Annotated in this window: 26 protein-coding genes; all 26 read right to left on the reverse strand. The window is 28.6% G+C overall.

Annotation, left to right across the window (positions count from 1 at the left end; translation table 11 throughout):
* Positions 1-84: 84 nt before the first annotated feature.
* Positions 85-744, reverse strand: coding sequence for an RNA polymerase sporulation sigma factor SigK (gene sigK, locus ACUSRV_RS01565; RefSeq protein WP_490140153.1), 660 nt, complete (start codon positions 742-744; stop codon positions 85-87).
* An 81-nt stretch (positions 745-825) separates the two neighbouring features.
* The gene (locus ACUSRV_RS01570; RefSeq protein WP_490140154.1) at positions 826-2,463 is read right to left on the reverse strand and encodes a peptidoglycan D,D-transpeptidase FtsI family protein; all 1,638 of its coding nucleotides are present in this window, start codon (positions 2,461-2,463) and stop codon (positions 826-828) included.
* Between the two features lie 59 nt (positions 2,464-2,522).
* Positions 2,523-3,161 (reverse strand): uridine kinase, encoded by a 639-nt coding sequence (udk, locus tag ACUSRV_RS01575; RefSeq protein WP_490140155.1) that lies wholly within the window; start codon positions 3,159-3,161, stop codon positions 2,523-2,525.
* A complete protein-coding gene (locus ACUSRV_RS01580) occupies positions 3,151-4,386 on the reverse strand; it encodes a peptidase U32 family protein (RefSeq protein WP_490140156.1) in 1,236 nt (411 codons plus the stop codon). Before ACUSRV_RS01580 ends, udk begins: the two co-directional genes overlap by 11 nt.
* Positions 4,379-5,047: an O-methyltransferase gene (locus tag ACUSRV_RS01585; RefSeq protein ID WP_490140157.1), complete on the reverse strand. Its 669-nt coding sequence runs from the start codon at positions 5,045-5,047 to the stop codon at positions 4,379-4,381. Before ACUSRV_RS01585 ends, ACUSRV_RS01580 begins: the two co-directional genes overlap by 8 nt.
* 65 nt (positions 5,048-5,112) lie before the next feature.
* The gene (gene mltG / locus ACUSRV_RS01590) at positions 5,113-6,153 is read right to left on the reverse strand and encodes an endolytic transglycosylase MltG (RefSeq protein WP_490140158.1); all 1,041 of its coding nucleotides are present in this window, start codon (positions 6,151-6,153) and stop codon (positions 5,113-5,115) included.
* Positions 6,154-6,302: 149 nt separating this feature from the next.
* The gene (locus tag ACUSRV_RS01595) at positions 6,303-7,628 is read right to left on the reverse strand and encodes a pyrimidine-nucleoside phosphorylase (RefSeq protein WP_490140159.1); all 1,326 of its coding nucleotides are present in this window, start codon (positions 7,626-7,628) and stop codon (positions 6,303-6,305) included.
* An 80-nt stretch (positions 7,629-7,708) separates the two neighbouring features.
* Positions 7,709-8,530 (reverse strand): purine-nucleoside phosphorylase, encoded by an 822-nt coding sequence (locus ACUSRV_RS01600; protein WP_490140160.1) that lies wholly within the window; start codon positions 8,528-8,530, stop codon positions 7,709-7,711.
* Between the two features lie 13 nt (positions 8,531-8,543).
* Positions 8,544-9,716 carry a phosphopentomutase gene (locus ACUSRV_RS01605; RefSeq protein ID WP_490140161.1) on the reverse strand — a complete coding sequence of 391 codons (1,173 nt, stop codon included), beginning with the start codon at positions 9,714-9,716 and terminating at the stop codon, positions 8,544-8,546.
* 22 nt (positions 9,717-9,738) lie between these two features.
* Positions 9,739-10,617 (reverse strand): tyrosine-type recombinase/integrase, encoded by an 879-nt coding sequence (locus ACUSRV_RS01610; protein ID WP_490140162.1) that lies wholly within the window; start codon positions 10,615-10,617, stop codon positions 9,739-9,741.
* 14 nt (positions 10,618-10,631) lie between these two features.
* Positions 10,632-11,234 carry a stage II sporulation protein M gene (locus tag ACUSRV_RS01615; protein ID WP_490140163.1) on the reverse strand — a complete coding sequence of 201 codons (603 nt, stop codon included), beginning with the start codon at positions 11,232-11,234 and terminating at the stop codon, positions 10,632-10,634.
* Between the two features lie 65 nt (positions 11,235-11,299).
* Positions 11,300-11,830 (reverse strand): NUDIX hydrolase, encoded by a 531-nt coding sequence (locus ACUSRV_RS01620; RefSeq protein ID WP_490140164.1) that lies wholly within the window; start codon positions 11,828-11,830, stop codon positions 11,300-11,302.
* 1 nt (position 11,831) lies between these two features.
* On the reverse strand, positions 11,832-12,899 hold the full coding sequence (locus tag ACUSRV_RS01625; RefSeq protein ID WP_490140165.1) for a DUF3866 family protein: 1,068 nt from the start codon (positions 12,897-12,899) through the stop codon (positions 11,832-11,834).
* A 4-nt stretch (positions 12,900-12,903) separates the two neighbouring features.
* On the reverse strand, positions 12,904-13,668 hold the full coding sequence (locus ACUSRV_RS01630; RefSeq protein ID WP_490140416.1) for a glycosyl transferase: 765 nt from the start codon (positions 13,666-13,668) through the stop codon (positions 12,904-12,906).
* A 63-nt stretch (positions 13,669-13,731) separates the two neighbouring features.
* Positions 13,732-14,424, reverse strand: coding sequence for a glycosyltransferase family 2 protein (locus ACUSRV_RS01635; RefSeq protein ID WP_490140166.1), 693 nt, complete (start codon positions 14,422-14,424; stop codon positions 13,732-13,734).
* Between the two features lie 14 nt (positions 14,425-14,438).
* Positions 14,439-15,308 carry a copper transporter gene (locus ACUSRV_RS01640; RefSeq protein ID WP_490140167.1) on the reverse strand — a complete coding sequence of 290 codons (870 nt, stop codon included), beginning with the start codon at positions 15,306-15,308 and terminating at the stop codon, positions 14,439-14,441.
* 14 nt (positions 15,309-15,322) lie between these two features.
* A complete protein-coding gene (gene steA, locus ACUSRV_RS01645; RefSeq protein ID WP_490140168.1) occupies positions 15,323-16,441 on the reverse strand; it encodes a putative cytokinetic ring protein SteA in 1,119 nt (372 codons plus the stop codon).
* 115 nt (positions 16,442-16,556) lie between these two features.
* Complete coding sequence (locus ACUSRV_RS01650; protein WP_490140169.1) at positions 16,557-17,777, reverse strand: CCA tRNA nucleotidyltransferase; 1,221 nt, start codon at positions 17,775-17,777, stop codon at positions 16,557-16,559.
* 125 nt (positions 17,778-17,902) lie between these two features.
* Positions 17,903-18,688, reverse strand: a complete 786-nt coding sequence (gene spo0A / locus ACUSRV_RS01655; RefSeq protein WP_490140170.1) for a sporulation transcription factor Spo0A — start codon at positions 18,686-18,688, stop codon at positions 17,903-17,905.
* A gap of 141 nt (positions 18,689-18,829) precedes the next feature.
* Positions 18,830-19,831, reverse strand: a complete 1,002-nt coding sequence (locus tag ACUSRV_RS01660; RefSeq protein WP_490140171.1) for a SpoIVB peptidase S55 domain-containing protein — start codon at positions 19,829-19,831, stop codon at positions 18,830-18,832.
* 176 nt (positions 19,832-20,007) lie between these two features.
* A complete protein-coding gene (gene recN, locus ACUSRV_RS01665; protein ID WP_490140172.1) occupies positions 20,008-21,693 on the reverse strand; it encodes a DNA repair protein RecN in 1,686 nt (561 codons plus the stop codon).
* Positions 21,694-21,710: 17 nt separating this feature from the next.
* Entirely contained in the window at positions 21,711-22,520 is an 810-nt protein-coding gene (locus ACUSRV_RS01670; protein WP_490140173.1) for a TlyA family RNA methyltransferase, read from the reverse strand.
* 14 nt (positions 22,521-22,534) lie between these two features.
* The gene (gene dxs / locus ACUSRV_RS01675; protein WP_490140174.1) at positions 22,535-24,397 is read right to left on the reverse strand and encodes a 1-deoxy-D-xylulose-5-phosphate synthase; all 1,863 of its coding nucleotides are present in this window, start codon (positions 24,395-24,397) and stop codon (positions 22,535-22,537) included.
* A 155-nt stretch (positions 24,398-24,552) separates the two neighbouring features.
* Positions 24,553-24,990 carry a divergent PAP2 family protein gene (locus ACUSRV_RS01680; RefSeq protein ID WP_490140175.1) on the reverse strand — a complete coding sequence of 146 codons (438 nt, stop codon included), beginning with the start codon at positions 24,988-24,990 and terminating at the stop codon, positions 24,553-24,555.
* Positions 24,991-24,998: 8 nt separating this feature from the next.
* Positions 24,999-25,886 carry a polyprenyl synthetase family protein gene (locus tag ACUSRV_RS01685; protein ID WP_490140176.1) on the reverse strand — a complete coding sequence of 296 codons (888 nt, stop codon included), beginning with the start codon at positions 25,884-25,886 and terminating at the stop codon, positions 24,999-25,001.
* Between the two features lie 2 nt (positions 25,887-25,888).
* Complete coding sequence (gene xseB / locus ACUSRV_RS01690) at positions 25,889-26,104, reverse strand: exodeoxyribonuclease VII small subunit (RefSeq protein ID WP_490140177.1); 216 nt, start codon at positions 26,102-26,104, stop codon at positions 25,889-25,891.
* Between the last annotated feature and the right edge of the window lies 1 nt (position 26,105).

The following is a 26,105-nucleotide window of genomic DNA, read 5'->3' on the forward strand; positions in this document are numbered from 1 at the left end:
ATTTATATATTAACATAGGTTTATTATTTTTTTTGTCATTTATTGTAACCTACTAAAAAAAATATAAAAATTGAAAAAGAGCCCTTATGTAAGGCTCTTTTCATGTTTAAGTTCTTTTTTTAATTTTTTTAATGCTCTTTTTTCGATTCTAGATACATATGATCTAGATATCCTCAATTTTTGCGCAATTTCTCTTTGGGTTTTATAGCCGCAAGGAGTCAACCCATATCTTAATTGCACTATTTCTTTTTCTCTCTGACTTAATGTTCTCTCTAGTTTTTCATACAGTTTACTTATCTGAATTTTCAGTTCTACTTGATCTAGTATATAATCGACTTCTGTTCCTAGTATATCTATTAGAGATATTTCGTTTCCTTCCTTATCCGTTCCTATGGGATCTTGAAGTGAAACTTGTGACTTAGTTTTTTTATTAGTTCTTATATTCATTAGTATTTCATTTTCAATACATTTTGAAGCATAAGTAGCTAAGCGAGTACCTTTGTCAACATCATAAGTATCTATAGCTTTTATTAATCCTATTGTTCCTATAGATATTAAATCATCTTGTTCTTCAGTTGCCCCATTGTACTTCTTTGCTATATGTGCTACCAGTCTCATGTTTCTTTCAATTAATACTGACTTCGCTAATGTATCTCCTTGTTTTTTAAACATTGTAAGATATTTTACTTCTTCTTCAGGGGTTAAGGGTTTATCAAAAGATTTTGAAGTCGTCAAATTAGCCACCCCCATTTGATGTATCATTGTAAATTATATGAGGGTGGCCTTATAAAATTGCCTGTACAGAGTTTAATTAACTTGTACTTATTAAATTTTGTTTATATCTTCACATATTTGCTTAAATATAGGGACAGCAGATCCCGAACCAGACTTCCCATCATAAACAAATACAGTTATAGCATATTTAGGGCGATTCGCTGGATAAAATCCAGTAAACCATCCATGAGTCAGTTGTTTACCATCTCCGTAACTTTGAGCAGATCCAGTTTTTCCTCCAGATTCTCCTTGTAGGTCCTTTAAATCATCTGCCGTTCCTATAGTATTAACTAATTTCATCATATCTTTTATGTTCCCTATAGTATAAGGTGATATTATATCCTTTTCTTTACTTGATTTTAAACTTTTTATAACATTCATATTCTTATCTAAAATGCCATCGTATAAATAAAGTGGCCTATATAAACCATTGTTTGCTATAATTTGAGTAAGTTGGTTTATTTGTAATGGAGTAAATTCTAATTCTCCTTGTCCTATAGATAAATTACCTATATCTGTTTTTTGAGGTAATTTCTTTGATACCTCATCATCTAAACCTACACCTACTGCTCCTTCTAAATGAAGTTTTTTTGCTGCTTCTAATATTTTTTGTGTTCCTAATCTTTGTCCAACTTTGACAAATGTTGTATTACAAGAGTTGGCAAATGCTTGCTCAAATGTCTGAATTCCATGACCTCCTTCTTTAGGACATCTTATTATATGTCCTCCTGCATCTATTTCTCCTGTGCAATTAAATAATTCTCCATCTTTTATAACCTTATTTTCTAACGCAGCATATGCTACTACTATTTTAAATATAGATCCAGGAGGATATGTAGATTGTAGTGCTCTATTTACAAGTTCTCCATCTTTGCTATTTACATACTTTTCTATCTCATCTGGGTCAAAATTAGGACGTGATGAAATAGATAATAATTCACCAGTATCTACATCTGATACTACTACTGCTGAAGGGTTACTTTGAGAATCTAGTGCTTTTTCTACTATTTTTTGAATATTATAATCTATTGTTAATCTTAAATTTTTATCATCGTTGCTTTTCTCAGTTTTTATACTTCCTTGAACTAAACCTTTAGATCTAGCTATAAAAGCTTCAACATACTCTATATTTTTATTTTTAAAAAAATCATCTTTTGACTTTTCTATACCGCTTACACCTTTATTTTCATCTTCATTTATATATCCTATAATATGGGTAAGTATATTTTCATCAGAATATCTATAGGTCTTTTCTTTTATTAATACTTCTTTTTCTTTTAATATGTTTTCATATTCGCTATTCATATAATTTACAGGCAATTCTATTAAAAGTTTACTTTCTGCAAAAGCTGCTAATATTTCTTCGTCTTTCATTTTAGTTATGTCCACTAACATTTTTATTACATCATTATTAAGTTCAAAATCTGGATTTCTTATTATTATTATTTTTTGTTTTTTTGTATCCGTCAAAGGCTTGTTATTTATATCATATATAATACCTCTACCACTGCTTAATTGTACCTTCACTTGACTTTGTTCATATGCTTTTTTACGATAAAACTCATCTTCAATAAATTGTATATAAGTTAATCTACCTATTAATCCTAATAAAATTGTTAGCATAATTGTAAACATCCACGCTGCTCTTCTTTTTATTCTTGCGGTTATAACATTTTTTTTGTTTCGCATAATAAATCACCCCTTACTACTTGTCATTCTTGACAAATATTAAGGGGCTTATGCATAAATTATAATTGTCTTTCTTGTAATTCTGATCTTATTTTTGCTATAACTATATCTATAGCAACTTCATTTTTACCACCTTCAGGTATTATTATGTCAGCATATTTTTTATAAGGTTCTATAAATTGGTCATGTGCTGGCTTTACTGTTGTTAAATATTGTTCTATGACTGAATCTACAGTTCTACCTCTTTCATTTATATCCCTTTGTATTCTTCTTAATATTCTTAAATCATCTTCAGTATCTACATATATTTTTATATCCAATAAATCTCTTAATCCTTCATCTTCTAATATCATTATTCCTTCAACTACTATTATATCTTTTGGCATTATAGCTACAGTTTCATCTTTTTTCCTAGTATGCAACTCATAATCATAAATTGGCTTTTGAATAACTTTTCTATTACACAATCCTTTTATATGTTTTTTTAATAAATCATTATCGAAAGCTAGAGGATGGTCATAGTTTGTTTTAAGTCTTTCTTCAAATAATAAGTGACTTTGATCTTTGTAGTATGCATCTTGTTCTAGTACTGCTATATTTTCTTTAGGTGTACTTCCAATTATAGCTTTACAAACTGTACTTTTACCTGACCCAGTACCTCCAGTTATACCTATTATAAGAGGCTTTTTAGTTTCCACTCTCTATTTCCCTCCTCAACATATAATTCTCTTCAACTTTAATATCTAATTTCAGCCTTACTATTTGTCTTGGATGAGGTGCTGATTCTATTTCTTCACCATCTTCATTGTATATTTTTTCTATTTTAGCATTCATTGTTTCAATATATGGGCCTATTACTTCTATGTCGTCTCCTACAACCATTTTATTTCTTTGCTCTACAGTAGCAAGTCCAGTAGTTTCATCATAACTTCTAACTATCCCTACAAAATCATAATTTCTTATATATGAACTTGAAGCGTAATTTTGATCTTCAGTATCAGGTTTTTTTTCATAAAATCCTGTTGTATAGTGTCTATGACTTCCTTTTTTAAGTTCTTCCAACCAAGTAGGATCAAACTTCCAATTTTCTGGATCTTTGTAATAAGCATCTATTGCAGCTCTATAAGCTCTTATTACAGTTGCAACATAATAAGCAGTCTTCATTCTACCTTCTATTTTAAAACTGCTTATACCGCATTCTACTAGTTCAGGTATATATTCTATCATACATAAATCCTTAGAGTTAAAGAAGAATGTACCTTGTTCATCTTCATAAACAGGGAAATATTCTCCTGGTCTAGTTTCTTCAACTAAATTATATTTCCATCTACAAGGCTGAGCACATGCTCCTCTATTTGCATCTCTTCCAGTCATATAATTACTTATTAAACATCTACCTGAATAAGACATACACATAGCACCATGTACAAAAGCTTCTATATCCATATCTTCCGGTGTGTTTTTTCTTATTTCTTTTATCTCCTCAAAAGAAAGTTCCCTTGCCATTACTACTCTTTTTACCCCTTGCTTGTACCAAAACTTAGCACTTAAGTAATTTGTATTATTAGCTTGAGTACTTAAATGTATTTCCATATTAGGTATTACTTCTTTTACAACACTAAGTACTCCTGGATCAGAAACTATAACTGCATCTACTCCTACTTCTTCTAATCCTAATAAATATTCTTCTATGCCTTCAAAATCCTCGTTATGAGGTATAACATTAACTGTAACAAAAACCTTTTTTCCTCTTTCATGTGCGAACTTTACACCTTCTGCCATATCTTCTTTAGAGAAGTTTTTTGCTGCAGCTCTCATTCCCAAAAACTCTCCACCTATATAAACTGCATCTGCACCATATGTTATTGCTATTTTTAATCTTTCTAAGTCCCCTGCAGGAGCTAATAATTCAATTTTATTCATTCACTTTCACCTCATTATTTTTTTTGTAACTTATTGCTACTCCATCTCCCATAGGAAGAAGAGATGTATCTAAGTAATTACAACTACATATATAATCTAAATAGTTTCTCATTCTTTTAACAATAGTTTTTTTCCTTCTTATAACATACTCATCAGAGGCTACCATTCCTTTGTAAAGTATGTTATCAGATATAAGAACACCATCTATTTTTAATTTATCAATAACCATATCGTAGAATAATTTGTATTGCCCTTTTGCTGCATCTAAAAATATCATATCAAAAGGTCCTTCTACTTCATTTAATTTTTCCACAGCATCTCCTTCTAATATTGTTATTACATTTTCAAATCCTGCTTTTTTTATATTTTCTTTTGCAACTTTTATCATATCTTCATTTCTCTCAACTGTAGTTATTTCACAGTTTCCTTCAAGGGCATTTGCAAACAGTATAGAAGAATATCCTATAGCACATCCAACTTCCAATATTCTCTTTGGTTTTTGTATTTTTAACATAACTTTAAGTAGCTCTGCTACTTCTTTATGAACTATAGGAACATTATTTTCATTCGCATAATTTTCTAGTTCTTCTAAAAGTCCTGTACTTTTAATTAAAGTTTTTCTAATGTATTGTTCCACTAAGTTATCTACTATATTACTCATTATTTCACTCCTTTAAGGTGGCAAAGCTAAAAAAGTCTTCCCTTAGGAAAACTTTTATAATATTATTAGTTATTCTTCATACTTTCTCTTTCTTTTTTGTTTTCTTCAACATGTTTTAGATGTTCTTTATAGGTAACACTATAGTCATTACTTTTATCTACGTTGGCTACAAAATAAAGATAATTAGTGTTATCAGGATATAGGGTAGATTCTATTGACTTAACTCCTGGACATGCTATAGGAGTAGGTGGAAGACCTTTATTTAAATAAGTATTGTATGGGGATTTTTTCTCTAGATCTTTATACATTACTCTTTCTTTTCTTTCTGGAAATACGTATTGTATTGTCGCATCTGATTGTAGAGCCATATCAATTTTAAGTCTATTATAAAATACACTTGCTATAACCGATCTATCTTTATCTAAAACCGCTTCCTTTTCAACTATAGACGCCAATGTTATTATATAATTTAGATCTAATCCAAGTTCTTTTTGTCTTTCTTCAAACTTTTCTGTATATATTTTATCAAAGCTTTTAATCATTTCACTTAATATTTCTTTTTCACTTAAATCTTTTTCGAAATAATAAGTTTCAGGATATAAATATCCTTCAATTGATTTTAGATTTTTTAAAAAAGTAAATTTATCACTAAATGCCGATGGATTTTTTATTAATTCTTCATAAACTTCTTTAGTTCCTAATTTTTTAGATACTAGCAAAGTTACTATTTCTTTTGTTGTATATCCTTCAGGTATAGTTACTTTTATTCCTATATTTTGGCCTTTATTAGATGACAATAAGTCTAGAATTTCTTTATTTGAATAGTTTTGATTAATTGTATAGGTACCTGCCTTGATTTTAGAACCTTCTTCAGTAATTCTACCTAATACTTTAAATAAAGTCTTATTTTTTATAACTTTATTTTTATATAATATATCAGATGTTTTATTTAAAGTAGATCCTTTAGGTATTTCTACAATTATTTCCTTATTGTTTTTTTCATCATAAGGACCGATTTCATTTAATACATAAATAGATGCTATTAAGATAATAAAAACTACTGCTATGGAGCTTAACAAAACCACTCTTTTGGTTTTTTTCTTCATCTGTGTACCTACTCCTTGTAAAAATAATCTATTCTTTATTATAAAACTAAGATTAAAAAATTTCAATAAAATTGTCGAAATAAACATATTATACATAAAAAAGCCTAACGTTATTTTTAACACGTTAGGCCTTTTATAATCATAATATATTAAAATCTTTGTATTTTATCTTTAGTTACAACACCGTATATAAGCTTTTTATTAGGTATTTTTTCTTCAGATATAGTATATGCATCTATAAGTTTTTTCTTTGCTTCTTCAAATTTCTTCATTTCATTTACATGCATATAAGCTATTGTATCTTGCTCATCTACATAATCTCCAACCTTTTTATTTAAAACTATTCCAGCAGCTAAGTCAAGTTCATCTTCCTTAGTTTCTCTACCTGCTCCTAACATCATTGCAGATATACCTACTTCTTCAGCTTCTATTTTAACTACATACCCAGACTTACCAGATTTTATCTCTATAATATTAGATGCCTTTGGAAGTAGATCATAGTTATCTACTATATCTTTATTTCCACCTTGATTTTCTATAAATTCTCTTAATTTATCAAGGGCACTTCCTGAGCTTATAGCATCTTTTATTTTATTTACTCCATCTTCATATGAGTGTGCTTCCTTTGCAAGAACTAACATATAAGATCCTAATGACGTACATAATTCAATAAAATCTTTAGGCCCTCTTCCCTTTAATGTTTCTATAGCCTCTATAACCTCAAGTGAATTGCCTACAGCAAATCCCAAAGGTTCATCCATATCAGTAACCAATGCTATTGTATCTCTATTCATACCACAGCCTATATCTACCATTTCTTTAGCTAATTCAAATGAATCATCTAAAGTTTTCATAAATGCTCCATCACCAGTTTTTACATCTAAAACTATGGCATCTGCACCTGAAGCAAGCTTTTTACACATTATACTGCTCGCTATTAATGATATATTATCAACTGTAGCTGTGACATCTCTTAATGCATACATTTTCTTATCTGCCACTGCAACTGTTGCTGTTTGACCACATACTGCTATTTTATGCTTATTAACTGAATCTACAAATTTCTTTGGACTCATTTCTATAGAAAATCCAGGTATAGATTCTAGTTTATCTAATGTTCCACCAGTATGACCAAGGCCTCTGCCAGACATTTTTGCAAGTGGTGCACCACATGCTGCGACAAGGGGAGCTAGTGCTATTGTAGTTTTATCTCCAACACCACCTGTGCTGTGCTTATCAACCTTTATACCATTTATATCTTCAAGATTCATTACTTCTCCTGAATTCATCATAGCTTCTGTTAAATAAACAGTTTCTTCTTTGTTCATTTCATTTAAAAATATAGCCATTAATAATGCTGATGCTTGATAATCTGGTATCTCACCATTAGAATATTTTCTTATAAAAAAGTTTATTTCTTCTTTGCTTAAAGGATTTTTATCTCTTTTTTTCTTTATTATATCGTACATTCTCATAGCTACATCTCCTTTACAATACCTTTTACTAATCAACTCATATAGGCCTGATATAATCAGGCCTATAGTATTTAATTAATTTACATATTTTTAATTGTAGTTTTAACTAAACTTAAGAATTCCTTTTGAACCTTTTGAGTAGTTTCTATAACTTCTTCATGATTTAAAGGTTGATCAAGTATTCCTGCTGCCATATTTGTTATACAAGATATACCAAGTACTTTAAGCTGTGAATGAGATGCAACTATGACCTCAGGTACTGTAGACATACCTACTGCATCAGCCCCTAGCATTTGAGCCATTTTTATTTCAGCTGGAGTTTCATATGTTGGTCCAGTTAAAAACATATAAACGCCTTCCTTAACATTTATTCCTAATTCATTTGCTGTATTTCTTGCAAGATCTATTAATTCTGGTGTATATGCTTTAGACATATCAGGGAATCTAACACCTAATCTATTGTCATTTGGTCCTATAAGTGGATTGTTTCCTCCAAAATTTATATGATCGGTTATTATCATCAAATCTCCAGGAGTAAATGATTCATTTGAACCTCCTGCAGCATTAGTGACTATTATAGTTTCTACTCCTAATGCCTTCATAACTCTTACTGGAAATGTTACATCTTGCATAGGATATCCCTCGTAGTAATGAAATCTTCCTTGCATTACTACTACATCTTTTCCTTCTAATTTCCCTATAACAAGTTGTCCTGCATGACCTTCAACTGTTGATACTGGAAAATTAGGTACTTCATTGTATTTTATTATAGTAGGATTTTCTACTTCATCTCCAAGTACTCCAAGTCCAGATCCTAATATTAGCCCTATTTGTGGTTTAATATTTATTTTAGACCCTATATATTTTGCACTTTCTTGTATTTTTTCATATAAGTTATTCATATTAGTCCTCCTATTATTTCATCATTTCGTTTTTAAAGCTTTTTCCGTATTTCGGAGATTCAACATTCAATATATCTGAAACTGTAGCTCCTATATCTGCAAATGTAGTCCTAGTTCCTAGATTATGCCCTTTTTTTATATTTTTACCATATATTAATATTGGTATATATTCTCTTGTATGGTCTGTTCCCTTATATGTTGGGTCATTTCCATGATCTGAATTTATTATAAGAATATCTTCATCTTTCATATTCTCTATTATTTCAGGTATTCTTTCATCAAACTGTTCTATAGCATTTTTATATCCTACTACATCTCTTCTATGACCGTATTTTGAATCGAAATCAACTAAATTGGTAAATATAAGTCCTTTATTATCTTTCTTCATATAATTTATAGTCTCATCAACACCATTCATATTGTCTTTGGTATGTATAGCTTCTGTTATACCTTTACCATTAAATATATCTTCTATTTTTCCAACACCTATAACATCAAGTTTTGCATTTTTTATATTATCAAGTACAGTATTTTCAAATGGATCTAGTGAATAGTCTCGTCTATTTGAAGTTCTTTCAAAGTTGCCAGGAGTACCTACAAAAGGTCTTGCAATTACCCTTGCAACTGCATTTTCTCCCATCATTATTTCTCTAGCTATTTTACACATATTGTATAATTCATCTAGAGTCACTATTTCTTCATGTGCTGCTATTTGAAATACACTGTCTGCTGAAGTATATACTATGACAGCTCCAGTTTTCATATGTTCTTCTCCTAATTCATCAAGTATAGCTGTACCTGAAGCAGGCTTATTTCCTATAACTTTTCTTCCTGTTCTTTTTTCAAATTCATCAAGTATTTCTCTTGAAAATCCATTTTCATAAGTTTTAAATGGTTCTTTCACAAATAATCCAGACATTTCCCAGTGGCCTGTTGTAGTATCTTTGCCTTGAGAAACTTCTGCTGCTCTTCCATATACTCCTATAGGATTTTCTATACCTTTTAACCCATTTATACCATCTATATTCCCTATTCCTAATTTCATCATATTAGGTATATTTATTCCATTACTTGCTTTTATTATATTCCCTAAAGTATCTACTCCTATATCTCCAAATTTTTCAGAGTCAGGAAGAGCACCTATACCTACGCTATCTATTATAATCCATATTACTCTCTTGTTCATATTATCAACTCCTTATATAAACTTACTTTCTAGGGTGCTTTTCTTTAATTTCTTTTCTTACATTTTGATTTATATGATTTAAATAGCATTGTAAACTAGCCAAATTAGAGTTTCCTAGTATTTTGCTTACAACACTTATATTTGCTCCCCCATTTAGTAAATGTATAGCAAATGAATGTCTTAACATAGTAGGGTTTATGCTTTTATCTATACTACACTTATGAGCATGTTTTTTTATTACTTTCCACAGTCCCTGTCTTGTAAATCTATGTCCATTAGAATTTACAAACAAGGCTTCTTCACCATTGCCTTTTATAAGGTTATCTCTTGATTTATTTAAATACATAGTTAAATACTTTTTATTTGTATTAGATAATGGTATTATTCTTCCGCATTTACTGTATCTACAGTCTATATACTCCATATCTATATTTACATCTTGTAAATCCATTTTTACTAGTTCTGAAACCTTAATTCCTGTACCATATAGGGTCTCAAATATTGCCTTATCTCTTATTCCTATTGAACTATCTAAATTTGGAGAATTTAATAAAGTTTCTATCTCATCTTCTGTAAGTATGTTTATAGTGCTCTTTTCTATTTTAGGTTTTTTAATATTTTTAGCAGGATTATTCTCCGTAATTCTACTAGAAAACAAAAAATCGTGAAAAGATTTTATTGACGATATAGTCCTTGATATACTAGATGTAGATATATTTTGTTTTTCTAAGTATATTAAATAATTTATTATATCTCCTTCATTTAAATCTTCTATTATAATATTATTTTTTTCTATATATTCTTTATATTTTTTTAAATCAAGATAATACGATGTTATAGTATTTTGTGATAAATTTCTTTGTCCTTTTATGTATTCCACATACATATTTATTGTCTGCATAGTAAGCTCCCCTATTAAAGTAGTATTTGCATAGCTCCTATTGATATTGCATTTACTAGAGCTTGTACTATAATTATTGCTGCTATCAACATTATGCTACTTAATGTATATTTCTTAGTTATAAATTTCATCTTGTCCTTGTTATTACTTTTATATATTTGTAAAGCTTCCTTAAAATAATTTAATGAGAATAAAAGCAATATAAAACTTCCAGGGATTAATATTATATTTTTAAATACAGTCAATGAAACTATTTTACTTGCATCTAATTGAAATGCCAATATAAATGTATTAATAGTATATCCTATTGATACTCCTTTTAACATCAAAGATAAAAAAGCTATAGGAAATGTAACTAAAAATACAGTAGATAAATAGATAGATGATGTAAATATTAAATCACTTTTAAAATTAGAAAATAAAACCTGACTTAAATCTATATTCGTATTATAAAAATCTACTGTAGAATTTATATTTTCTGCCATAGATTGTTGTGCTTGTGGGAATAGCTTGTTTAAATATACGCCAAAAGTAATCGATATAGTCAACATAAGCATGAATAACATTATTAGTTTAGTTGATTTTTCAAACTGTGTTTTTTTATATATTCTTCTCAAATGTACAACCCCCTTGTTTTTAACTTTACATAATCTTATGTTAAAAATAAGGGGGTTATGACAACTTATAGTAATTCTCTACACATTAAAACTCCTATACTTGTCTTAGCATCTTTTATCTCATTTGATAAAACCATATTTAAAGCTTCATCTAATGTCACTGTATGGACATCTAGATATTCGCCTTCATCTAGTTTCATATCTCCTTTAGATAGATTAGTTGCTAAATATATATATAATTTTTCATTTGAAAATCCAGCAGATGTATAAAATTGATGTATAAGTTTTATGTTTTGAGCACTATACCCTGTTTCTTCTTTTAATTCTCTTATTGCACAATCCTTAGGATTTTCTCCTTTTTCTAATCTTCCAGCTGGTATTTCCCATAATACATTTTCTATAGGTTTTCTAAATTGTTTAACCAGTAATATTTCATTTTTATCATTTACTGCAACTATACCTACAGCTCCTCCATGTTCAACTATTTCTCTTTTTTGATATTTGTGATCAGGAAGTTCTACTGTATCTACCCTTAAACTTACTATCTTACCTGTGTATATTCTATCACTACTTATAGTTTTCTCTTCTACTATCATATCATTCCTCCGTTAAATAATATGCTGCACCACTTGCGCTATCAAAGAATTCCCTATCTTGTTCGTAATTTCTTCCCATACTCTTAACTTTTAGTTCGAAGTACTTTAGATCTTCTTCTGTATTTTTATTATTTATATATATTATATTGTGTAATTTATCTAAATTATTTTCCTCTATTTGATTTATTATTATATCTTTATTTTTATCATCACATACATTTATAACTATTTCTACTTTATTATTAACTATTTCTTTAAGTACTGTTATACTGTGATGGCTTATTCCTTTATGCCTATCTCTTTTATCTCCAAAGCTTATTCTAGGAATAGCTATAGCACGTCCACCTAACTTGCATACGGCATCTAATATATAGCCTTGTTCTATTCCAGTAAACCCATACTTGGTTCCTGTTCCAACTATTCCTGGACCCATACTTACAAATACTACATCTGCATTTAATACTTCCTTTGCAGCTATAAGAGCTGTATATATATTTACACACTCATAATCTCCGCCAAAGGCATTTCCTATAGTAATAGTACTTTCTATAAGATTTTTATCTTTTAATGTCTCTACATTTTTACTTAAATAAATAGGTAGAGATGCTCCATCAGTCATTATATACACAATTTTTTTATGTGAATTGTTTTTCTTATAAGCTGCAACAAATGGAGTTAACATACTATGTAGTGTTCCTACTACTACAGGTAGGTTATTAAGAGATTTAAAATTATCTACTTTATCATGGTACTGGCTATCTTGTTCTTCTACTGTCATACACTTTATTTGAAGTGGAGTATATCTAAGCTTCATTATATGGCCTTCACCAGTTAAATTAGATTCCAAGTTATCTAAATTTGCTATAACAAAGTGATATCCACCAGTTCCAAGACTTAGCTCTACAGCAGTGGTATTTAAAACAACACTATCTCCTATATTCACAGTTCCATTTATATCTGAATAATTATAAGCTTTTTCTATATTATCATTTATTGTTACTCTTATTTCTTCTAAATGTTCATTCTTACTAATAATCGAATGAACAACTCCTATTTTTTTGCTTATCATAATATTACCTTCCTAATTTATCTATATAATTTAAGAATTTATTTTTTTCTATTATCTTAGTTAATGAATATTTTTCTGTCAATACGTGTATAAGCACTATGAATGCAAGCCACGAAATTCTAATATTAAATGAATAGCTCAAAACAATTATTATTCCTATGGATATCCCAAGTACATTTGACCCAGCGTCGCCCATCATTGATTTTGCTTTTAGGTCGTAGTTAAAATAAGCTAAAACACTTGGTATCAATAATAATATTAATAACTTAGGATATGTTCCAGCAGTAAAAAATAATATTATTGTTATAAATAAATATCCTTTTATAGCTCTACCAGGCCTTAGATCTAAAAGATTCATTAAGTTTGTAGATAATGCTATTATTAAAGTATTTATAACTATATCACTTATATCCTTTGATATTCCAACTGATATACATAGACCTACAAATCCTCCAAATAAAGCTTTGAATCCTCCAGTTGTAAGTTTTCCTTTGAACAAACTTTTAAAGTGACCTTTAAGCCCAGAAACATCCCTGTTACCTATTAAATCATCTAGTATTCCTGCAAATGACATAGATATACTTCCAAATAAATATAAGTATAAATAAACTAAATTAGAACTAGATGTTGTAAAATACCCGAGTATAATTCCATTGATTACTAACATAGGCAAAAATAGAATACCCATACTTACAGGTATCATATCTTTTTTATAATTTGGCCTTACAACATTACTGTCTATTAATAAATTTCTGAAGTAAGGAATCATTATATAAGTTCCTACAATTCCAGTTAAAAACAATGATGCTTTCAATATTAATTCCAAGGAGTTCTACCTCCATTCTCTTTTCTTTTCTTTTAAAACCTTCTTAATATGGTAATATTGTTTACCTCTATGTATAAATCCTTTTAAATTTCTTCCAGTTTCATTATGAGTCATATTTACTAATACTTCTTGTACTCTAAATCCTTTTTTTAGTATATCTATTGTCATACCTACTTCAACTCCATATCCAAATGGAATTTCACTAAAATGTTCTAATACATTTTTCTTAAATATCCTCTGACCTGACAATGTCGAATCCAGTTCTACTCCTGTCATTTCCTTTACTGATTCTTTTGCCAATCTTTTCACAAAACCTAACCCACCTTTTTTCTTAGCAGGTGGAAATTTAGCTATAGTAACATCTGCTTGATCATTTAATATAGGATTCAAAAGTTTTCCTACATCAGAAGATGTAGATCCTAAATCAGCATCTACAAATCCTATTATATCTGCCTTTTTCATTGCTACTTTAAGACCATAATTTAAGGCATGTCCCTTTCCTTTATTTTGTTCTAATTTATATGACTTTATTTTAGTGTTATTCATTGATAAAGCCATATTATAAGTAGAATCACTTGATCCGTCATCAACTACTATTATTTCATCTATTTCTGGTATACTTAGCACTCCCATTAATGTATCTTTTATCTTATCTTCTTCATTGTAAGCTGGTATTATAATGCTTATATAGTGAGGCATTTTATCACTCCTTATTATTTAATAGGAATTAAACTTTGAGCATTTTCAGTTACTCCATAATTTCCTATTAAATTTTTTTGTAAACTTAAAATTAAAGAAATCTTTCCTGTTCCTTGATTTATATTATCTATAGTTGGTATCTTATTTTTTATATATGAACTTATATAAGAATTCTCAACTTCTAATTGTTCAACTCCAAGTACATATACTTTATTTTGTTTGAAGTATTTTATTAAAGGTATATCTACACCTTTAAGTTTTGTATTATCCTTTGAATCCTGACTTCCCCCAGCTAATACTAAAGAATCTAAAGTTTTATAACTATCGTCAAAACTGTTTATTTTTATTATGCCAAGTTCTTCTAACTTTAATAATGCAGTTTTATTTTTATTGTCTCTTAAAAGTTCTCCTATATAATTTGCAAGTTGAACAGTACTTTTAACTTCTGTATCAAACTCTTTTGATACTTGTTCTAGTTTGTTTTGATCTAATACATCATTTTTTATTGTTATATCAAATGTAATATTTCCTCCAGAATGAGTTATAATATCACTAACATCTATTTTATAATCATAATCTTGTGTAGTACTTATAACCCCTATATTTTTCCCCTCAAGCTGATTTTGTATTAAATATACATAATTATTATCTATATAAGTAACTAAATCATTGTACTTCTCTTGAGTAGTATCTAGAGATTCTTGTAAGAAATTATTTTTTGAATTTAAATTTTCAAATTCTTTATCCAAATTTTTTATTATATCTGATTGTTGCTTACTTAAAGCTTCATCATAGTTTAAGTTAAATCCAACTAATATACCTATACCTAAAGCTATAAATATAGCACCTATAGATACTATATAGTACTTCATGTTTATATGCATGAATTTTGTCCTCCCTATTGTAATAATAATCTAAATTTAAGTTGTAATAACTGTACAAATTGTTGAACACGTGGGGATAATGAAGCGATAATTAATACAGGAAAAAGTGCAGCTATAATTAAAGCCCATATATATTTCACTTTTAATTTACTTCTATATAATAAATTAACTCCCTTTGCATCTATAAGTTTCGATCCTATTTTAAGTCTTACTAGGAAAGTACTAGACATTCCCTTTCTTCCCTTTTCCAGGAAGTCTATCATATTAGAATGAGTTCCAAGTGCAACTATTAATTCTGCACCATATTCATATGCTGTAAGCATAGCTATATCTTCACTAGTTCCAGGTGCCGGGAATACTATAGCTTCAAGTCCTAGTTCTTCAACTCTTTTTAAACCAGGAGCTCTACCATCTGGGTAAGCATGTACTACTATTTCTCTTGCCTTTCTTAGTGCTTCATCACTTACACTATCCATATCCCCTACTATTACATCTGGAGTATATCCAAATTCTAAAAGTGCATCAGCTCCACCATCTACGCCGACAAGTATAGGGTGAACTTCTTCTATATAGGATATTATTGTACTTAAATCTTGTTTATAATCTTGACCTCTAACGACTACTAAAACGTGTTTGTTTTTATAATCCGTTTTAACGTTTGGTATTTCTACTTCTCCAAGTATAAATCCCTTTTCTTTTTTTGCATACTCTATTGTATTATCTATAAATCTATCTAGTTCTACAGATAAATTTTCATAAGCCAACCTTATTTTTTCTTGTACTTTTTCCCTATCTAAAACTTCTCCTTGTCCTATTACTTCTCCGTCCTTATACACTTTTCCATCTATTATTTGTATTATTTGACCTTCTTGTAAGTTATCAAATACGTCTTGGCCTACATTATCTATTATAGGTATATTTTTTTCCGCAAGTATTCCAGGTCCTTTATTTGGATATCTACCACTTATAGACTGTGCTACATTTATTACTGCCTTTATTTTGCCTTCTACCAAAGAATTTGCAGCTACTTCATCTATGTCTATATGATTTATTACAGCTATTTCTCCTCCAGTAAGTCTCGTTGCTAACCTTTTGGTTTTTCTGTCTATTCTGATAGGAGCCTCTATCCTCATTACTAAAAACCTCCGCATTTTACATATTTTTCAAAACTCATTTCATTATATCACTAAATACACATGATTTAAATATTAAGATTGTTCGTATAGAAAAATAAGCAGGCTCCCCTGCTTATAAGTTAATTTTTTCTAAGAAGCTTAATAACTTTTGTTTTTCATTCATAAAAGGATCTTCTATTACAGTATGAAGTAGTTTATTTAGAATTTCTCCCACTATAGGCCCTTTATATCCTAAATTTTTTAAGTCGTTACCATCTATTTTTAATGACTTTATTTCATAACATTCCTTTGTATTTATAACTTCATTTAATATATTTTCTACATAATCAATATTATTGTACATTTCTTTTAACCCAAAATAATTATAGTATATTTTTTTAAGATAAATTAAATCATATAAATTATCTTTTCCAATTTTATTTAAATATATTTTTATATTTTGCTTGTTATCCAATATACTTTCATTCATACTATCTAAAAGAATTTTGCATTTGTTTATAGTTTTATTATCGTATTTTAATATTTTTAAAATATCTATAGATTTTTCTACATTATTAATATAATTTAAATAAAGCGTCAACCTTAATGACATATTTTTTTCGCATTTACTTAATATATTTATATCATCTTCTTTTATTAATGGCATATTAAGTCCCATATACTCAAATAGTTTTGTATTATAAAGTAAGTATAATTTTTTGGGGTTATCAGATAATATTATTTTATTTATTTCATCTTTTATTCTTTCCTTACTTATATTTATAATTAGATTAGAATTTTCATATATTGATTTAATAGTATTATCTTCTATATCAAACTTAAGTCTGGCGCTAAATCTAATAGCACGTATCATTCTAAGAGCATCTTCTTGAAATCTGGTAGAGGGATCCCCAACACATCTTATTATTTTATTGTTTATATCGTCAATTCCTCTAAATTCATCAATTAATCCTACCTTATGGTTATAGGCCATAGAATTTACTGTGAAATCACGTCTTTTTAAATCTTCTAAAAGAGATCTTGTATATTCTACATTATCTGGTCTTCTATTATCAGAATACTTACCTTCTATTCTATATGTAGTTATTTCATAACTCTCATTATCAATTATTAGAGTTATAGTTCCATGTTTTATTCCCGTAGGTATAGTTTTATATTCACTGAATATATTTAATACTTCTTGCGGTGTTGCATTTGTGGTTATATCGTAATCATTAGGGTCTTTATCCAATATACTATCTCTAACACATCCACCTACTATAAACGCCTCATAACCATTACTATAAAATATATCTATTATTTTTTGTACATTTGCTGGAATATATAATTTCATAAAAACACCTCTAAAAAATATTGTAACTTATTTTTCCATTTTTTATCATATAAAATACAAAAAAACAAAAATACCTCTATTAAAGAGGTATTTTGTTCTTATTTAACCATTCTATGTTCTAATCTTCATTTATCTGCTATCATAGCTATAAATTCTGAGTTTGTAGGTTTCCCTTTAGTGTTGTGAACAGTATATCCAAATAGTTGGTTTATAGTATCTACTTTTCCTCTACTCCATGCAACTTCTATAGCATGTCTTATAGCTCTTTCAACTCTACTTGGAGTAGTATTAAATTTTTTAGATATATTCGGATATAATTCCTTAGTTACCGCACTTAATAATTCTACATTTTCTATAACCATTTTTATAGCTTCTCTTAAATATAAGTACCCTTTTATATGAGCTGGAACTCCTATTTCATGTATAATATTAGTTATTTCAGTTTCTATATTTCCTGTATTTTTAACAAAATCAGTTTTTTGAGATCTAACTTCAATCATAGGTTTGCTTCTTTCTTGAAAAGCTACAGATCTATTTTGAACTAATTCTCTTATTCTATTAATAAATATAACGAAATCAAATGGCTTAACTATATAGTAATCCGCACCTAACCCTATTGCTCTTTGAGTTATTTTATCTTGACCAACAGCAGATAAGATTATTATTTTAGGCATTTTCTCTATATTCATAGAATTTAACTTTTCTATAACTCCTAAACCATCTAGATGTGGCATTATAATATCTAATACAAGTAAATCAGGTTGCTTTTCTTGTACTAACTCTAACGCTTCTAATCCATCTTTAGCAACACCTAGTATTTCTATATCGTCCTCATTTGATAAATATTCTTTTAAAACTTGACAAAAGTCTCTATTATCGTCAGCTAACACTATTTTGATCTTTTCTTTCACTTAAAATTCCCCCCAATTAACAAAACATTTTTATTTATTATCATATTAAATTAAATTCGACATTATGAATACGTTTCCTTCTATTAATTTTAATTTTTTAATATATAGTAAAACATAATATCATAGTATTTTACCATATTTTTATTTTATCATCCAGTCTATGAAAATACCATATCCTTTTTTTGGGTTATCAATAAATACATGGGTGACTGCACCTATTATTTTATTATTTTGTATAATTGGTGATCCACTCATTCCCTGAACTATTCCCCCTGTGTAGTTTATTAACTCTTTATCTATAATTTCTATTATCATGCTTTTATCTTGTGGAGTATTGTGATTGTATAACTTGTCTATTTTTATATCGTAGTATTTATCTTGGAATAGAATTTTAGCAGGCCCTGTTTTTACTTCATAATAATGACCTACTTCTAATGCTTCAGGTAAGTTAAAATTCGATACATCATTTAATATTCCTCTTATTCCAAATACATCATTATATTTAAATTTACCTATAGAATGTTGTGTATCAAATTCTCCAATAACTTCTCCAGTTTTTTTAATATTTCCTTTGATTATATTTATTTTTGTCGGTAAATACAAATCGCCTTCATTTACTTCTATTAATGTTTTACTGTCAATATCAGTTATTCCATGTCCAAGAGCTGCAAATTCCTTCGTATTTGGATTGTAATATGTTAAAGTCCCAATACCAGATATTTTATCTCTAACCCATAGCCCCATTTTATAGTCTTTCTTATCTTTAAATAGTTCAAAATTTATATCTATATACTTTTCATTTCTTTTTATTGTAATGCTTAGTACATTTTTTTTCGTATCTTTTAATATTTTTGATATGTCAGATTCATTAGTTACTTTTATACCTTCTATCGAAGTTATTACATCCCCTACATTTATAACCCCTAAATTTGATTTAGCTTCTTCTTCTATTCCTATTACTAAAACACCTTCAGTATTAGCTGTTATACCACTTATACCTCCTAAAGGAACTAAGTATGTTTTTTCTGTTTTAGGTTGGGAATAAGCTTCTTTTATATATATATTGAAGCTAAAAAATGAAACAACTAATATAAATAAAGATAGTACGGAAAATAAAATTATCTTTTTATTTAATTTAGTCATATAAATCACATCCTTATTTTGACTAAAGTTTTATATTAATAATAATTTTCCTTGAAAGGTAATATTATATCCAATACAATATTTTACAAAAATTCGCTATGCTCATGTCGCCAACGACCTTAAGAAACAGGTCCGTTGCTCAAAATTCATGTTTTTCATGAAAAAAAAGGCGCTATTTAAGCGCCTTTAACAGATAATTGTATTATCTCTTTTGCATGTTCTATAGTTTTTTCAGTTATATTACTTCCAGCTATAAGTCTCGCTATTTCATTTATTCTATTATCATATCCTAGTTTTTGTATTGTAGTATAAGTTCTATCTTTTGATGTTATTTTTTCTATAGAAAAATGGATATCTGCATTTGCTGCTATTTGTGGTAAATGTGTTATGCATATTATTTGCTTTTTATATGATATGTCTTTTAGTTTTTCACCTACTATTTGAGCAGCTATGCCACTTATACCAGTGTCTATTTCGTCAAACACAAGTGTGTTTATTTTATCTATATCTGAAAGTATAGTCTTAAAGGCAAGCATAAATCTAGACATCTCTCCTCCAGATGCTACCTTATATATAGGCTTTAAGCTTTCACCTAAGTTAAATGAAATCATAAATTCTATATCATCTTTCCCAGAAATAGTAAAATCATTTAAATCTTTAAAGCAAACTTTAAATGATACATTTTTCATATTTAGAGATTTTAGTTCTTTTAAGATTTTAACTTCTAACAAATCTGCTACTTTCTTTCTGATACTAGTTAAATTATATGACTTATTTGACAATAAATTTTTTATTTTATCTATCTCAAATTTAAGCTTTTCAACCTTTTCATCTCTATTTAGTATTTCTTCTAACCTAGAATTTATTTTTTCTTTATATTTTAGTATTTCTTCTATTGTTTCTCCATATTTTCTTCTTAGACCATTTATAGTATCTACTCTTTGTTCTATTTGTTCTAATTGATGGGGAGAAAAATCTATATTTTCCTTATAGTTTCTTAAATCCCTAGATATATCTTGAATTTCATACATTATACGTTCTATAACTTCATGGTACTCTTTTAACTTATCATCGTATTGGCTTATAGAACCTAGTTCTTTAGTAGCTTTTGATATGAAATCGACTGCATTCATGCCTCCATCATAGAGATTTGAGTAGCAATCATTTAAATTATTGTATATTTTTTCTCCATTTCTATATATCTCTCTTTGTTTTAAAAGTTCTTCATATTCGCTGGAGTTTAAATTTGCACTTTCTATTTCATTGATTTGAAATTTGATTAAATCTATTTCTCTTTGAATTTGCATATCATCTTTATTTTCATTTAGCTTATTTAATTCTTTTTTTAAATCGTTGTATTCTTTATAAACATTTATATAATCTTCTTTAACTTCTTTTAAGTTTTTTTCGCCAAACAAATCTAGAAATTCAATATGTGTTTCTTTGCGAAATAAAACTTGATTTTGATGTTGTCCATGTATATCTATAAGATAAGAACTTATTTCTTTAAGTAATGATAATCTTACATTTCTACCATTTATCCTAGATATACTTTTTCCATCTGCAAATATTTCTCTTGATATTATTATTTGATTGTCTTCTTCTATATCTACACCGTATTCATTTAGTTTTTCTTTCAAAGAATTGTTTTCTATACAAAATACAGCTTCTACTATACCTTTCTTCGTACCTCTTCTTAAAAATGTCCTATCGTATTTATCCCCTAAACACAAGTTTAGAGAATCTATTATTATAGACTTACCTGAGCCTGTTTCTCCCGTTAATATATTAAGTCCTTCTTCTAAACTTAATCTTAATTCATCTATAAGAGCACAGTTTTTCATATACAATTCAAGGATCATTTTAATCCCCCTCTTTGCTACATTAAATTATGTGAATCATTTACAACATTAATAATAGTATTTTGAAACAATTCTCTATTGAATTCTTTATTTTCATTACCATTTTTAAGGTATATAAGATATTCTATATTTCCTTCAGGCCCTTTTATAGGTGAATAGTCTAGAGCTAGTATATCAAAACCATTATCCAAAACAAAATTAGTTATAGTTTCTATAACTTCTATATGTGTTGATTTTTCTCTAACTACCCCTTTTTTACCTACCTTTTCTCGTCCTGCCTCAAATTGAGGTTTTATAAGAGCAATTATATGTCCATTTTCCTTAACTAACTCTTTAGCTTTAGGTAGAACAAGTCTAAGTGATATAAATGATACATCTATAGATGCAAAATCAGCTTGCCCACCTAAGTCTTCAACTGTAACATGTCTTATATTAGTTCGCTCCATAGAAACAACTCTTTCATCTTGTCTTAACTTCCAAGCAAGTTGCCCATATCCAACATCTATAGAATAAACTTTTGTAGCTCCATTTTGAAGCATACAGTCTGTAAATCCTCCAGTTGATGACCCTATATCCATACAAACTTTATCTTTAAGTTGTACTCCAAATTTTTTAACAGCTTTTTCAAGCTTAAGTCCTCCCCTACTTACATAAGGTATTGGATTTCCCTTTACTTCGATCTTTGAATTCTCATCTATATCAGTTCCTGCTTTATCACATCTTTGATTGTCAACAAATACAAGGCCTGCCATTATAGCCTTTTTTGCTCTTTCTCTACTCTCAAAATATCCTTTTTCAACTAACAATAAATCAATTCTTTTTTTCATAAAAAACTACCTTCCTACTCTTTAATACTTAATATTTTCTCTTCAATTTTTTTAGGAGATAGTCCATATTCTTCATATAAAATATTTATATCTCCATGTGGTATAAATTTCTCAGGAAGAGCTATATTTGTAACAATATTATTATTTCTAAAGTTCATTATATTGTTATTTACCACGCTTCCAAATCCACCACTTATAACATTATCCTCTATAGTTACTATATACTTATATTTTTTTGATACTTTATACAACATGTCTTTATCAATAGGCTTTAAAAATCTAGCATTTATAACTGCTGGACTTAAACCTTTTTTATTTAATAAATCCTTTGCTTCTATAGCATGCTTTACCATGTTTCCAATTGCAATTATAGCTATGTCAACACCCTCATTTATAATTTCCCATTTTCCTAGCTGTATTTTTTCATAATTTCCTTCATTTAAGAAATAACTATTACCTCTTGGATATCTTATAGCTATAGGCCCATCTATATCTAATGTAGCATCTAGCATATTCTTAAGTTCTTCACTATCTTTTGGTGCCATAACTGTAATATTTGGAACACTGCTTAAAAAACTAAGATCAAACATACCATGGTGCGTTTCTCCATCATTTCCAACAAGGCCAGCTCTATCTATAAGTAATGTTACTGACTTTTTTGTTATAGATAAATCGTGTATTATTTGATCATACCCTCTTTGTAAGAATGAAGAATATACAGCAAAATAAGGTTTCATCCCATTTGCAGATAGTCCACTTGCAAAGGTTATTGCATGTTGTTCTGCTATGCCTACATCAAAATACCTACTTGGATGGACATCTCTAAATTTATCTAGGCCTGTACCAGAAGGCATGGCAGCAGTTATAGCTATTACCCTAGGATCTTTATTTGCCATATTTACAAGTTTTTCTCCAACTAATGATGATATACTTTGTTTTTCACTTGAAGTTACTCCACATCTCATATCAAATGGACTTACTCCATGATATTTATCAGGATGTTCTTCTGCAAATTTATACCCTTTACCTTTTTTAGTTATAACATGAACTAATACAGGACCTTTTTGATCCTTAACCATTTTTAATGCTTCTGTTAACTCTTGTATATCGTGTCCGTTTATAGGCCCAAAGTATTTTATACCTATTTCTTCAAAAAATGCCCCGTCTTCAGCTATAAATGAATATAGTATTCCATCTTTAACCTTACTTGCCGTTTTAGATATTAGGTTCCCACCTGGAGCATAACTTAGTATTTTTTCAAATTCATCTTTTACTTTATTTATGGCATTGTTTGTTCTAAGTTTTGAAAAATACTTAGACATACCGCCTACATTTTTATCAATTGACATTTCGTTATCGTTTAATATAACTATCATATCTGTTTTTATATCTCCTAGATGGTTTAGAGCTTCCATAGCCATACCACCAGTAAGGGCCCCATCTCCTATTACTGAGATAACAGAATGATTTTCATTTTTTATATCTCTAGAGCATGCAAGGCCTACTCCCACTGATATAGATGTACTACTGTGACCTGTATCGAATACATCATGCTCGCTTTCATTTTTTTTAGGAAATCCACTTAGCCCATTATGTTGTCTTAATGTAGGGAATTTATCCTTTCTACCAGTTAATATTTTATGTACATAAGATTGATGACCAACATCCCATACAATTTTGTCTTTAGGACTATCAAATACATAATGTAGAGCCAAAGTAAGTTCTACTACCCCTAAATTCGAAGCCAAATGGCCTCCTGTATTAGACACAGCTCTTACTAAAAATTTTCTTATATCATTTGATAGAATATCTAATTGTTTGTAGTTTAGTTTTTTTATATCTTCTGGAGAATTTATATTATCTAAATAATTGTACATATATGTATCACCTTTTTTCATAAGTATATATATTCCAGTAATTAAAAAAATGAATATATCTTAGTATTGACTAAGACATATTCATTTTATAACAAATTATAAAACATAGTTATTATATCATAAATTCATATATCCCAAAAACTTTAATTTTTATATTATACTAAAACAATAGCAACGACTATACCAAGTAAAGCACCTACTAATACTTCCTTTGGAGTATGACCTACTAATTCTTTTAGTCTTTTTTGCTCTATTGGTTTTTTATGATGCCAATCGTCTAAAATATTGTTTAGTATGGCTGCTTGCTTTCCAACTGCTCTTCTAACTCCTGAAGCATCATACATTACTATCAAGGCAAAAACTGTAATCATAGCAAATTCTATAGATTCAAATCCATTTTTAACTCCTACTACAGTTGCCAAACTTGTTACAAATGAACTGTGAGAACTAGGCATTCCACCCGAACTTACTATTCTTGTAAAATCAACCCTTTTATCACTTCTACTAAATATCTTAAAAAATTGGGCTAAAAAACATGCAAATAGGCTTATACCTAAAGCTTCATTACTCAAAACTCCCTCAAAAAAGCTCATATTTCCTCCTAATAATCTCTATCAACTATATAATCTGCAAGGCCTTTAAGAAATTTATCTCTATCATCAAATATAGATACACAATTCTTTGCCTCTTCTATTAATTCCTTAGCTAGTTCCTTTGATTTTTGTAGTCCAAATAAAGATGGATAAGTAGATTTATTATTTTCTATATCACTTCCGATATTTTTTCCTAACTTTGACTCATCTCCAATTATATCTAATATATCATCTACTATTTGAAATCCTAATCCAATGTTTCTAGCATATTTAGTTATATTTTCCAGTTCATCGTCTTTTGCCCCACCTATTATAGCTCCAGCTCTCATACATCCAATTATTATAGCTGCAGTTTTATTCATATGTATAAAATCTAATTTATCTTTGTCTATTATTTTATTTTCACTTTCTATATCAACTACTTGACCGCCTATCATTCCATAAGTGCCAGAGGATTTAGCTATTTCATTTATAGCTTTTAAATACTTACTAGAGTCTTTTTTATTTATAGAGTTAGATAACATAGTTTCAAATGCATAATTTAAAAGAGCATCACCTGCAAGTATAGCCATAGATTCGCCATAAACCTTATGATTAGTAGGTCTGCCTCTTCTTAAATCATCATTATCAAGGGCTGGCAAATCATCGTGTATCAAAGAATATGTATGAATCATTTCAATAGCTACAGCAAAAGGCATTGCATCTTCTTCATTTCCACCTACAATTTTACATGCTTCTAATGTAATTAAAGGTCTTAATCTTTTTCCTCCTGCACTTAAGCTGTAATTCATAGCTTCAAATACAGTCTTTTGGTACCCTTCTTCTCTTGGCATATATTTTTTTAATATATTTTCAAATAATGATGCTCTATTTTTAATTTCTGCTTTAAAATCCACTTTTAATCCTCCCCTATGTTAAATTCTCCTTCTATACCATTTTCATCAAACTTAGTTATCTTTAACTGTGCACTTTCTAAAAGATTGTTGCAATGTCTATACAGTTTTATTCCCTCTTCGTACAACTTTAAAGACTCATCTAAAGTAGTAGTTCCGTCTTCTAGCTTACTTAGTATATCTTCTAATCTTGTATAAGCTTCTTCGTATTTAATATTCATA

The sequence above is a fragment of the Sporacetigenium sp. TC11 genome (genome assembly GCF_058146105.1).

Bases quoted from the DNA above. Each gene is read 5' to 3' on its own strand.
- recN (WP_490140172.1), bottom strand. From the start codon at position 21,693: ATGATCCTTGAATTGTATATGAAAAACTGTGCTCTTATAGATGAATTA.
- ACUSRV_RS01605 (WP_490140161.1), bottom strand. From the start codon at position 9,716: ATGAACAAGAGAGTAATATGGATTATAATAGATAGCGTAGGTATAGGT.
- ACUSRV_RS01580 (WP_490140156.1), bottom strand. From the start codon at position 4,386: ATGAATAAAATTGAATTATTAGCTCCTGCAGGGGACTTAGAAAGATTA.
- ACUSRV_RS01625 (WP_490140165.1), bottom strand. From the start codon at position 12,899: ATGATAAGCAAAAAAATAGGAGTTGTTCATTCGATTATTAGTAAGAAT.
- ACUSRV_RS01635 (WP_490140166.1), bottom strand. From the start codon at position 14,424: ATGCCTCACTATATAAGCATTATAATACCAGCTTACAATGAAGAAGAT.
- ACUSRV_RS01585 (WP_490140157.1), bottom strand. From the start codon at position 5,047: ATGAGTAATATAGTAGATAACTTAGTGGAACAATACATTAGAAAAACT.
- ACUSRV_RS01630 (WP_490140416.1), bottom strand. From the start codon at position 13,668: ATGATTCCTTACTTCAGAAATTTATTAATAGACAGTAATGTTGTAAGG.
- xseB (WP_490140177.1), bottom strand. From the start codon at position 26,104: ATGAATATTAAATACGAAGAAGCTTATACAAGATTAGAAGATATACTA.
- ACUSRV_RS01640 (WP_490140167.1), bottom strand. From the start codon at position 15,308: ATGCATATAAACATGAAGTACTATATAGTATCTATAGGTGCTATATTT.
- ACUSRV_RS01660 (WP_490140171.1), bottom strand. From the start codon at position 19,831: ATGACTAAATTAAATAAAAAGATAATTTTATTTTCCGTACTATCTTTA.
- steA (WP_490140168.1), bottom strand. From the start codon at position 16,441: ATGAGGATAGAGGCTCCTATCAGAATAGACAGAAAAACCAAAAGGTTA.
- ACUSRV_RS01600 (WP_490140160.1), bottom strand. From the start codon at position 8,530: ATGAATAACTTATATGAAAAAATACAAGAAAGTGCAAAATATATAGGG.
- ACUSRV_RS01670 (WP_490140173.1), bottom strand. From the start codon at position 22,520: ATGAAAAAAAGAATTGATTTATTGTTAGTTGAAAAAGGATATTTTGAG.
- mltG (WP_490140158.1), bottom strand. From the start codon at position 6,153: ATGAAGAAAAAAACCAAAAGAGTGGTTTTGTTAAGCTCCATAGCAGTA.
- ACUSRV_RS01595 (WP_490140159.1), bottom strand. From the start codon at position 7,628: ATGAGAATGTACGATATAATAAAGAAAAAAAGAGATAAAAATCCTTTA.
- dxs (WP_490140174.1), bottom strand. From the start codon at position 24,397: ATGTACAATTATTTAGATAATATAAATTCTCCAGAAGATATAAAAAAA.
- ACUSRV_RS01680 (WP_490140175.1), bottom strand. From the start codon at position 24,990: ATGAGCTTTTTTGAGGGAGTTTTGAGTAATGAAGCTTTAGGTATAAGC.
- ACUSRV_RS01650 (WP_490140169.1), bottom strand. From the start codon at position 17,777: ATGAAATTATATATTCCAGCAAATGTACAAAAAATAATAGATATATTT.
- ACUSRV_RS01610 (WP_490140162.1), bottom strand. From the start codon at position 10,617: ATGCAGACAATAAATATGTATGTGGAATACATAAAAGGACAAAGAAAT.
- ACUSRV_RS01570 (WP_490140154.1), bottom strand. From the start codon at position 2,463: ATGCGAAACAAAAAAAATGTTATAACCGCAAGAATAAAAAGAAGAGCA.
- ACUSRV_RS01620 (WP_490140164.1), bottom strand. From the start codon at position 11,830: ATGATAGTAGAAGAGAAAACTATAAGTAGTGATAGAATATACACAGGT.